This window comes from Collinsella sp. AF31-11 (assembly GCF_003475605.1).
Taxonomy (GTDB): Bacteria; Actinomycetota; Coriobacteriia; order Coriobacteriales; family Coriobacteriaceae; genus Collinsella.
In genome coordinates this window covers 211,045-221,090 of record NZ_QRQS01000002.1, presented here as the reverse complement: position 1 = coordinate 221,090, position 10,046 = coordinate 211,045, and the positions used below count along the sequence as shown (strand labels likewise).

Sequence of the window (10,046 nt, the reverse complement as noted above, 5' to 3'; positions counted from 1 at the left end):
AGATATATTGCCAGACCGGAGGGGCCCCGGGGGCGGGAATCACGCACTCCATATTTTGTTCACAAATAAATAGATCCCTCAGTCGCGTCACTGAGGTTAAAACTGAAGCATTGGCTTCTGATATTGGCGATGACCAGCTGTTTTACGAGTATTGAGACATCGGTCATCTCTGGAGCGCTACTTTACTCCAAAAGTATCAGCTATTTGTTTCTCATCGGTAAAAGGCGGGTTTTGTTCGCCAAGCGTTCTTATATATAGATAGATACGGGTTCGAACCCATGAAAGGGCGAAAAAAAGACGGCCAACCGAAGTTGACCGTCTCAACAATCTTTGGTGGGCCGTCAGGGGTTCAGCCTGCTTCGCAGGCGGCCGCTGCGGCGCTTTCTCGCCTCGCGCGCTGCGCTGGCAAACGCTCTCGCGTTTACTCAGCTCCGCGCCCCGACGGGTTCGAACCCGTGTACCGGCAACAAAAAAGCGGCCGGCATCCGCCAGTCGCTTTTCTTTTCTATGGTGGGCCGTCAGGGGTTCAGCCTGCTCCGCAGGCGGCCGCTGCGGCGCTTTCGCGCCTTGCGCGCTGCGCTGGCAAACGCTCACGCGTTTACTCAGCTCCGCGCCCCGACGGGTTCGAACCCGTGTACCTGCAACAAAAAAGCGGCCGGCATCCGCCAGTCGCTTTTCTTTTCTATGGTGGGCCGTCAGGGGTTCGAACCCTGGACCTTGGGATTAAAAGTCCCCTGCTCTGCCAGCTGAGCTAACGGCCCGCGGGTGGCATTGTACCACGGTCTGGGTCTATTCCCAACTCCATTGGCCGTTCTGGAAAATCACAACTTCACGTCCATCAGGCGTAATGCCCGTAATATCGATGTCGTCCGTGCCGATCATAAAGTCAACATGCGTGCTCGAGACGTTAACGCCATGCTCCAGGAGCTCCTCCTTGGACATGTCATACCCGCCCTCGATGCACTCGGGGAAGCCGACACCCAGCGCAAGGTGGCAGCTGGCGTTCTCGTCATAGAGCGTATCGTAGAACAGAACGCCACTTTCGCGGATCGGCGTGTTCTTGGAAATGAGCGCGACCTCTCCCAGATGAGCAGCGCCCTCATCGGTATCGATGATGCTCGCAAGCGTCGCCTTGCCCACGCGGGCGTCGTAGTCCACCACACGGCCGCCCTCGAACTTAATCCAAAAATCGTCGACCTTGTTACCGTGGTGGATGAGCGGCATGGCCGAGTACACGATACCGTCGGCACGCATGCGATCGGGCGAAGTGAAGACCTCCTCGGTGGGGATGTTGGGGAAGAAGGGATGTCCATCGGGCGTCTTACCCTTGCCGCCGGCCCACTCGTGACCCTTCGTCATGCCAATCGTCAGATCGGTTCCATTTGCCGCGGTGTAATGCAGCCGGTCAAAACGATTGTCGTTCAGGAAGCGCAAGTTCTTTTCGAACGCCGCGTCATGAAGCTCCCAGTCGCTCTCCGGGTCCTGGCCATCGGCGCGAGCGGTGTGCAGAATCGCATTCCACAGCTTATAGATTGCAACCTCATCGGCGTCTCCCGGGAACACCTCGTGCGCCCAAGCCACGACCGGAGCGCCGGCGATGCACCACGGATTGATGTTGTAATCCAGTCCACGGCGGAAAACTTTGCACTGCGTATTCCTCGCCTTGGATGCCGCGGCCGGCTTGGCTGGATCGATGCCCTTGAGGGCTGCGGGATCCGCACCCTCGATAAAGATAAAGCAGGCACCGTCCTGGGCTAGGGAATCCAGCTGCAGGCGCTTCCACTCGGGCGTCTGCTCAAAATAGCTTTTATCGACATGCTCGTACGTGAGCCTCGTCACGGCATCATCGGCCCAAATGACCGTCACGTGGCCGGCGCCGGCAGCATAGGCCTCCGCGACCACCACGCGCGCAAACGGCGCGCACTCGACCGGAGACTGAACGACGACTTCCTGGCCGGGCTTGACGTTTACGCCCTTGCAGACAACCAGGCGAGCGTAGTTTTTAATCTTGGGCTCCAGGGCCTTCATGCCCTCCAGAGCTTCTTCAACCGTCAGGGCAGCTCGAATCATGTGCCACTCCATCTATCTATAGAACAGTAAAAAGGCGCGTCGCAAAAACGACGCGCCTTATATCTTAGCGATAAGTATGAATGCAAACGCTATTTCTTCTTGGAGTCCTTTTTGTCCTCCTCGGCAGCCGCGCGCTCAATAAGAGCGTTGAGCTTGTTCTCGGACATGCCCTCGGCCTGCGTGCGGTACATGTTGCGTAGGGGGCGGATGCGCACGAAGTCATAGATAAAGTCGCCCAAAATGATGACGTAGGACAAAACGATGCCGACCATCTGGACGGGGCTGGACACCATGCCAGCGGGAGCGAAGTACAGCGAAGCCCAAATGGCCACGACGAGCACCATGCCAATGGCGAGCACAATCCACCAGATGCGACGGCGCTTGGTGTAGTCCTCGTCCTGCTTGAGGAGGATATTCGACACCGTATAGATGCGGTCCTCCTTGGCGCGCTGCTTAGCCTTGCGGGCGCGCTTCTCCTCTTTAGAGAGGCCCTCGAGGTTCTCACCCTTCTCGAGCTCTTTGCGGCGTGCCTTAGACGAAGCCGGCACGACGCGAACGGAGCTCGCTGCTTGGCGGGCGGGCTTAGCAGATGCGGCAGACTTGCGCGCAACCCCGGTAACTTCGTGGGATTGCGTGCGCTTGTTCGTGGCGCTACGGGTACTCACTTATGCGTTCTCCTTCATGCTTTTGAACTGGGAGCCCGTGATGATCTGGAAGGCCTCGCGATAGCGCTCAGACGTGCCATCGATGACCTCGGCGGGCAGGTGCGGGGTCTCCCCCGTCATATCCCAGTTGGCCTTGAGCCAATTGCGGACGAATTGCTTGTCGTAGCTAGGCTGGATCTTGCCCTCCTCGTAGCTGGCAGCAGGCCAGAAACGGCTGGAGTCGGGCGTGAGGCACTCGTCGATCAGCGTGACCTTGCCATCTATGACACCAAACTCAAACTTAGTGTCGGCAATGATGATGCCACGGGTCGCGGCGTACTCAGCAGCGGCCTTGTAGATCTTGAGAGACAGGTCACGAATCTGCGTGGCGATGTCCTCGCCCACGATCTCGCAGCAACGCTCGAACGAGATGTTCTCGTCGTGGTCACCGATCTCGGCCTTCGTGGACGGCGTGAACAGCGGCTCGGGAAGCTTGGAAGCCTCGATCAGGCCCTCAGGCAGCTGGATGCCGCAGACGGTGCCGTTCTCGTCGTAGGTCTTCTTGCCCGAACCGGTCAGATAGCCGCGGACGATGCACTCGATAGGAATCGTCTGGGCCTTCTTAACCAGCATGGCGCGGCCAGCGAGGTAGTCACGATACTCAGCAAACTCCTCGGGGAAATCCGCCGGGTCGATGGAGACGAGATGGTTGGGGACGATATCGGCAAACTTGTCGAACCAGAACGCCGAGATGCGATTGAGCACCTCTCCCTTAAACGGAATCTCGTCGGGAAGAATGAAGTCGAACGCAGAAATGCGGTCGGTGGCGACCATCAGCAGGTTTTCACCGGCATCGTAGATATCACGAACCTTGCCACGGGAATCCGGACGACGCTCCATCGTTGTCACGTGAGTCACTCCTTACCTAAATACGACAGAAATGCGGGTTCTTTCCCACACGTTTTCGCAAACTCGGAGCGGCAGGGACGCGGCCCCTCCTTCACCGAATAGCGAAAAGCTAGTGCTCCATTGTAGTAGATGCCGCGTCCGCCGTGTGCTCGCGGGGCAGATGAATTGTAAAAGTCGTACCCTTTCCAAGCTCCGACTCCACGGATATGTAGCCATGGTGACGCTCGACGATCTGCTTGGTCACGGCGAGGCCAACGCCCAGGCCGCCAGCTTCGCGGGCGCGGCTGGCATCGGCGCGCCAAAAACGGCCGAAGATGCGCGACAGATCGTCCTTGGCAATGCCGATACCGGTATCCGAAACGGCAATACTGACATGCTTGCGGTCACTGAGCACCGACACCACGACCCAACCGCCCTCGGGGGTGTAGCGCATGGCGTTGCTCATGAGGTTGATGACGCATTGCGTGATCATATCGGGGTCGGCCTCGACGACATCATCGTGACCTTGGGTCTCGTCTGCAAAGCGCAAGCGCAGATCGCGGTCGACAAACAGGCGCTCCTGAGCGTTGACGATGGAGCGCACGAAGGGGACCATGTCCACCTGCTCAAGGTTGAGCGGCGCCGTGCTGTTTTCCATGCGCGAAAGGTCGAGCATCTGCTGCACCAGACGGGCAAGTCGACGCGTCTCGGAAGCAACGGTTTCCAAATGCTCATCATCGGTGGGATACACGCCGTCCTGCATGGCCTCGACCGTTGCAAGCATGGCCATAAGCGGTGTGCGAAGCTCGTGCGCGACATCCGAGGTCAGGCGCTTTTCGTGCTTCATATCCTTCTCGAGCGAGGTGGCCATCTCGTCAAAGGTCTCACCCAGCTGATCGATTTCGTCATCGCCGCGCAAGCCCGTGCGAGCGGATAGATCGCCATCGCGAATTTGCTTGGCCGTGCTGGTAATACGATGAATCGGCTTGGTGAGCATGCGCGACATGAGCGATCCGATAACGACCGAGATGCAGACTGCCACAACCGCGGCAAGGGCCATGGCGTTAAAGGTCTTCTCTCTAAACGCAGAATCTGCCTTGGTGAGCAGGGCGTCGGAGCCGATGGCCCATAGCTTTACCTGTCCGACATGCTCGCCGGAAGACGTTATGATTTCGACGTTGGCAACACTATCGGAGTCGGTGGGCGCCGACGAAACCGGGCTATGCGAGGCCTTTTTACCGCTCGAGCTGCTCGACGCCGATTCGCTCTCGCGCACATCGGCGGTCGCACTTGCCGAAGGCCATGAGTCGTCATAAACGATCACGCCCTTTTTGTTGACGACCTGCATGCCCAGATCGTCGGACACCAAACTCGATGTCGCGACCGTGCGCAGCTCGCCCGCCGTCCAATTGCCGTTTTCCTCGTACGACGTCGCAAGCTTTTCGGCGGCAGAATTGGCGATCTCAACGATATTGGAACGCGTGTAATCCGAAAAGACGGTGCCCCATACAACGGAGACAACGCCCACCAGCACCAATACCGTCATGAGCGACGTCAGGGCAAAAGCCAGGGCCATACGCGAGGGATAGCTCATCGTTGGCCGTGAATCGGAACGAGGCGTGTTCCAACTTGCTTTGGAACCCGCCTCGTTCTCCTGCTTGTGCTTTTGTCCGATTTCAAAGCGCGCAGGTGTCATATGTGATTTCCCTATTTCTCGTCCGCCTTATCGGTCTTGGCCGGGGCCTCGAAGCGATAGCCAACACCGTGGACGGTGTAGAGCCACTTAGGCTTCTTGGGGTCGTCGCCCAGCTTGGCGCGAAGGTTCTTCACGTGGCTGTCGATGGTGCGCTCATAGCCCTCAAAGTCGTAGCCGAGAACCTTCTCAACCAGCTCCATACGGTTGTAGACACGACCGGGATGACGAGCAAGCGTGGTGAGCAGCTTAAACTCGGAAGCGGTCAGGTCCACTTCCTTGTTCTCGACCAAAATCTTGTGGCCCGAGATATCGATGACCAGATCGCCGAAGTCGAGTACCTCGACGGCGGGCTCGTCGGCCTGATGGGCACGGCGGAACAGAGCGCGAACGCGCGCAACAAGCTCGCGCGGCGAGAACGGCTTGATCAGATAGTCGTCGGCTCCGAGCTCGAGGCCGATAATACGGTCCTCGATCTCGCCCTTGGCGGTAAGCATGATAATAGGCACATCCGAGGTGTCGCGAATGGTGCGGCAAACGCGCTCGCCGGGAATCTTAGGGAGCATGAGGTCGAGCACGACCAGGTCGAACTGATGCTTCTCGAACTCCTCGATAGCAGACTGGCCGTCGCCCACGCCCACAACCCAATAGCCCTCGCGCTCGAGATAGGCAGCGACAGCGTCACGGATTGCCTTCTCATCCTCGACCAGCAGAATCTTTTTTGCATCTGAAGCCATAACACGGCCCCCCTGTCTCAATTAGCTAAGAACAAGCCCATTTTAACGCACCTATGCCCACCGAGCACCGCTGCAGTGCGGCGGCTCGGCGGGCGGTACTCACAATTACAACGCGTTTATTCCCCCGTTGGCGCCTTTTTAACCCCTCGGTACTAAAGAGAGAATAGGCGGGCAGTGACCGTCTCGGGGATTCCCTGGCTGTTGCGTACCGTGGCATAGGTCAAAAACGTATTCGATTTACCCGCCGTAGCTGGATAATCGCCATATTCAAGGGCGCGGTCGGGCGACAGCAGCGAGCCATAGGTTTTGGCGGAGGTATCGATCAGAAAATGCGATGCCTGAACCTTAACCAGATATTTGTTCTTCCTGCCGGCAGCACATGCAAGCGGCTCACGCGACAGGAATAGGAAGGTCCCGTTCTCGTTGCCAATATAGGTGCCCATGTTTCCAAGACTTCCCACGCCGTTATAGGTCGCCTCGATGGAGAACACAAATGTGTCACCCATATATACGGCCTCAAAGGGAGACACCGAGGAGGGAAGGACCAGCTGAGCCCTTTTGGTATTGTTACCGTCCGTCAGGTCAATCGCCGTCATGCCGTAGTAGACACCCTCGTCATTGCGCACGCGCGGGGATATGGTCAAGATACCGTCACTCACGCGCGGGGCAGATGCAAAGCGACCCGTTGACTTCCAAATGGTCTCGACCTTTGCCTCATCGAGCGAACGGCGGTAGCAATACGAATCGCTACTCGTCTTATTTCCGCCCGTTGAGGGCATCTTGTACCAAATGACAGACGATTCGAACGCCGTAAACATCGGCGGATCGTAGTCCTTGCCGCCTCGGTCGAGCTCAACCACATCGCCGACAAGCGACGCGCCTGCCATACTTTGCGCATAGAGCTTCCATGACGAGTTCGCAAAGTTCATCTCGACCCAAGCAAACACGCCATCGCCGGCGCGGACATCGTAAAACGAATATCCCGTACCTTCGACGGGATCCTCGATAAGCGTCGTGAGCGAGCCATCGCCCAGGTTGAGCACACCAAGCGTATTGGCATGCAGGGCAGAAGCAGGCGCCATCATCGCGGCAGCGTAGTCACCATCGCAGTAGTACAGTAGCGTGCCCAGCGGCAGCGTCCACGAGGCCGCAGGCTCAAGATCGATATCAACAGCTTCGTACTCATCCGTAATCGAGACAATCTTTGAGTCGTCTTTGATAACCTGTGGCTCGCCGGCAGCGTCGTCGCTGGTACCCGTTTTCTTTGAGCATCCGGCAAGCACCGTGGCAGCGCCCGCGGCAGCCCCTCCGAGCACAAAGCCGCGGCGCGATATTCCGTTCTTGATCTGGTCGGCGATACTCATTAGGCGATCTCGGCGCGAGCGGCCTCGATAGCGCGCGTGAGCTGATCGGCGCAAGAAGTCTTCTTCATACCGCAGGTATTACCAGCGAGAACCTCGATGACGCGATCGGCAGGAGCGCCCTCGACCAGCTTGGAGATAGCCTTGAGATTGCCGTTGCAGCCACCGGTAAACTCGACGCCCACCACCTTGTTGCCGTCATCGGACAGGTCAAGGTGAATATTGCGAGCACACACGCCCTGAGGCTTGTAATCAAACGAAATCATGCGATCCTCTCTCAGAATGTTATTCGAGACGACTATTATCCCCGTCTTTCCCTAAATGCAACGAGGCGCTTTGCCGGCAACACACATTACCAGCAAAGCGCCCTAAAAAGCTAACGTTATGCCCGAACCTACTCGAAGCTCAGCTGCTCCAGGCGATCGAAGACCGTGTCGATACGGGTGAGGAAGTCCCACGGATCAAAGATCTCGTCGAGCTTCTCCTGGCTGACGGTGCAGCGCGGGTCGGCCTCGAGACGCTCCTTAAAGGTGGGACCGGAGACGCAATCCTGCACCTCGTGCCAGGTAGCCATGGCGTTTTCCTGCACGATGGCATAGGCATCCTCGCGGGTGATGCCCGTATCGACGAGGGCCAGCAGGACCTTGGAGGAGAAGATGAGGCCGCGAGTCTTGTTGAGGTTGGCCATCATGCGAGCCGGATACAGCTGCAGGCCGTCGATAACGCGGATAAGGCACTGGAACATGTGGTCGAGTGCGATAAAGCTATCGGCCTGGGCGACGCGCTCGGCAGAGGAGTGCGAAATGTCGCGCTCATGCCACAGGGCGACATTGTCGAAGGCAACCTGGGCATTGGACTTCACGACGCGCGACAGGCCACAGACCTTCTCCATGGTGATGGGGTTGCGCTTGTGCGGCATGGCGGAGCTGCCCTTTTGGCCCTTGCGGAAAGGCTCCTCGGCCTCGAGCGTATCGGTCTTCTGCAGGTTGCGGACCTCGGTAGCAATGCGCTCGCAGGTGGCCGCTGTAGTGGCAAGGACGCCGGCCAGGTAGGCATGATGGTCGCGGCTGATGACCTGCGTGGACAGCGGATCGTGAACCAGACCCAGGTGCTCGCAGACATATTCCTCGACAAACGGCTCGATGGAGCTATAGGTACCGACGGCACCCGAGATAGCGCCAAAGGCAACGTTCTTGCGGGCGTCCTCAAGACGATCCAGATCGCGCTTGAGCTCCCATGCCCAAGAGCCAAACTTCATACCGAAGGTCATCGGCTCGGCATGGATGCCATGGGTGCGACCGGCACAGAGCGTGTTGCGCTCCTCGAAGGCGCGGCGCTTGCAAATCTCGCCGAGTTTTTTGACGTCCTCGATAATCAGGTCACAGGCCTGGGTGAGCTGGTAGCACAGAGCCGTATCGCCCAGGTCGGAGCTGGTCATGCCATAGTGAACCCAGCGGCTGGGCTTGGGGTCGCCCTCGGGGACATCGGCGTCGATGTACTCCTTCATGTTGGTCAGGAAAGCAATAACGTCGTGGCGCGTGACTTCCTCGATCTCGTCGACCTTTGCCTTCTCAAAGTTGGCGTGGTCGCGGATCCACTGGGCTTCGTCTTTAGAAATGCCGATCTTGCCGAGCTCCGCCTGGGCCTCACAGGCCAGGACCTCGATCTCCTGCCAAATGGCGTACTTATTCTCGAGGGAGAAGATGTGTCCCATCTCCGGGCGGGTATAGCGATCGATCATAGCGGCTCCTTTTTGGTTATTGGCACGTTGGTCGTAACCCAACCATTGTACCGTGCGCGGGTGCGAGTATGGACAGTAGGCATGAACCTAACATTTTGGAATTGGAGCGGGCAACGGGACGTCCGCGCGCCCGCGTCGCGGACGCGCACCGGCTGTGGGCGATCTCCTCGGATTCACGGAGACGATGGGGAGGCTTTGTTGAATTGGCCGTCCCGAGGTCTCCCACGCTCGATGGAGCGGGCAACGGGACGTCCGCGTATTTGCTTCGCAAATCCGCACCGGCTGCGGTCGGCATGCTCCGGTCCACGGAACCGCTGAAGGAGACCCGGTCGAGCCGTGTGTCCCAGCGTCTCCCTTTGCTGGGGGAGCGGGCAACGGGACGTCCGCGTATTTGCTTCGCAAATCCGCACCGGCTTCAGGCGCCTGCCGGCGCCTTCGCCTGCTCGCTACAAACGCTTCGCGTTTGCTTTACGCTCGCACCCTGTCGGGTTCGAGTCCCGGCACTTTATTGAAAAAAGCACGGCACCGTGATGGTGCCGTGCTTGTGCTCTTAACTGGAGCGGGCAACGGGACTCGAACCCGCGAGTGTCAGCTTGGGAAGCTGATGCCTTACCACTTGGCGATGCCCGCTTGTGTGTTGGCTAGTATAACGCGGTTGTCTTGTTCGATACAAGGGTGGCGATGCTTGTTTTAGCTGTGGAGATTCGTTTGAATATCACATCAATTGTGGAGACGAGGACCTTTGACCTCCTGTTCTCCCTATCTTCTACCTGCGCTTTTGTCTGATTGTTGTATTTGAGCTCAATTTGTCAGGAATTGGGCAAGCTTTTGGTCAGGCTCCGGTACTTACCCGCATGAACCTCGGCTGTAGCCTCATCCTACGCGCCGCAGCCTCCCCGTGCGGCGCACGAG

At 58.3% G+C, this 10,046-nt stretch carries 8 protein-coding genes and 2 tRNA genes; all 10 read right to left on the bottom strand.

What is annotated here, in order from left to right:
- Window positions 1-685 precede the first annotated feature (685 nt).
- Window positions 686-761: transfer RNA gene (locus DWZ22_RS02045), tRNA-Lys, on the bottom strand.
- A 28-nt stretch (window positions 762-789) separates the two neighbouring features.
- A complete protein-coding gene (locus DWZ22_RS02040; protein WP_118098374.1) occupies window positions 790-2,070 on the bottom strand; it encodes an aminopeptidase in 1,281 nt (426 codons plus the stop codon).
- An 89-nt stretch (window positions 2,071-2,159) separates the two neighbouring features.
- Window positions 2,160-2,735 (bottom strand): hypothetical protein, encoded by a 576-nt coding sequence (locus DWZ22_RS02035; RefSeq protein ID WP_118098372.1) that lies wholly within the window; start codon window positions 2,733-2,735, stop codon window positions 2,160-2,162.
- Window positions 2,736-3,614, bottom strand: coding sequence for a phosphoribosylaminoimidazolesuccinocarboxamide synthase (locus tag DWZ22_RS02030; protein WP_118098370.1), 879 nt, complete (start codon window positions 3,612-3,614; stop codon window positions 2,736-2,738). It abuts the gene before it with no gap.
- 118 nt (window positions 3,615-3,732) lie between these two features.
- Window positions 3,733-5,298, bottom strand: a complete 1,566-nt coding sequence (locus DWZ22_RS02025) for a cell wall metabolism sensor histidine kinase WalK (RefSeq protein WP_117734831.1) — start codon at window positions 5,296-5,298, stop codon at window positions 3,733-3,735.
- An 11-nt stretch (window positions 5,299-5,309) separates the two neighbouring features.
- On the bottom strand, window positions 5,310-6,032 hold the full coding sequence (locus DWZ22_RS02020) for a response regulator transcription factor (protein ID WP_117734830.1): 723 nt from the start codon (window positions 6,030-6,032) through the stop codon (window positions 5,310-5,312).
- A gap of 152 nt (window positions 6,033-6,184) precedes the next feature.
- A complete protein-coding gene (locus tag DWZ22_RS02015) occupies window positions 6,185-7,396 on the bottom strand; it encodes a twin-arginine translocation signal domain-containing protein (RefSeq protein WP_117734829.1) in 1,212 nt (403 codons plus the stop codon).
- Window positions 7,396-7,659: a TIGR03905 family TSCPD domain-containing protein gene (locus DWZ22_RS02010; RefSeq protein ID WP_117629999.1), complete on the bottom strand. Its 264-nt coding sequence runs from the start codon at window positions 7,657-7,659 to the stop codon at window positions 7,396-7,398. The genes DWZ22_RS02015 and DWZ22_RS02010 overlap by 1 nt, the downstream gene beginning before the upstream one ends.
- Window positions 7,660-7,787: 128 nt before the next feature.
- Entirely contained in the window at window positions 7,788-9,134 is a 1,347-nt protein-coding gene (gene purB, locus DWZ22_RS02005) for an adenylosuccinate lyase (protein ID WP_055251306.1), read from the bottom strand.
- A 555-nt stretch (window positions 9,135-9,689) separates the two neighbouring features.
- Window positions 9,690-9,764: transfer RNA gene (locus DWZ22_RS02000), tRNA-Gly, on the bottom strand.
- Window positions 9,765-10,046: the final 282 nt, after the last annotated feature.

Coding starts and splice junctions, on each gene's coding strand:
- DWZ22_RS02040 (WP_118098374.1), bottom strand. CDS start 2,070: ATGATTCGAGCTGCCCTGACGGTTGAAGAAGCTCTGGAGGGCATGAAG.
- DWZ22_RS02030 (WP_118098370.1), bottom strand. CDS start 3,614: ATGGAGCGTCGTCCGGATTCCCGTGGCAAGGTTCGTGATATCTACGAT.
- DWZ22_RS02025 (WP_117734831.1), bottom strand. CDS start 5,298: ATGACACCTGCGCGCTTTGAAATCGGACAAAAGCACAAGCAGGAGAAC.
- DWZ22_RS02020 (WP_117734830.1), bottom strand. CDS start 6,032: ATGGCTTCAGATGCAAAAAAGATTCTGCTGGTCGAGGATGAGAAGGCA.
- DWZ22_RS02015 (WP_117734829.1), bottom strand. CDS start 7,396: ATGAGTATCGCCGACCAGATCAAGAACGGAATATCGCGCCGCGGCTTT.
- DWZ22_RS02010 (WP_117629999.1), bottom strand. CDS start 7,659: ATGATTTCGTTTGATTACAAGCCTCAGGGCGTGTGTGCTCGCAATATT.
- purB (WP_055251306.1), bottom strand. CDS start 9,134: ATGATCGATCGCTATACCCGCCCGGAGATGGGACACATCTTCTCCCTC.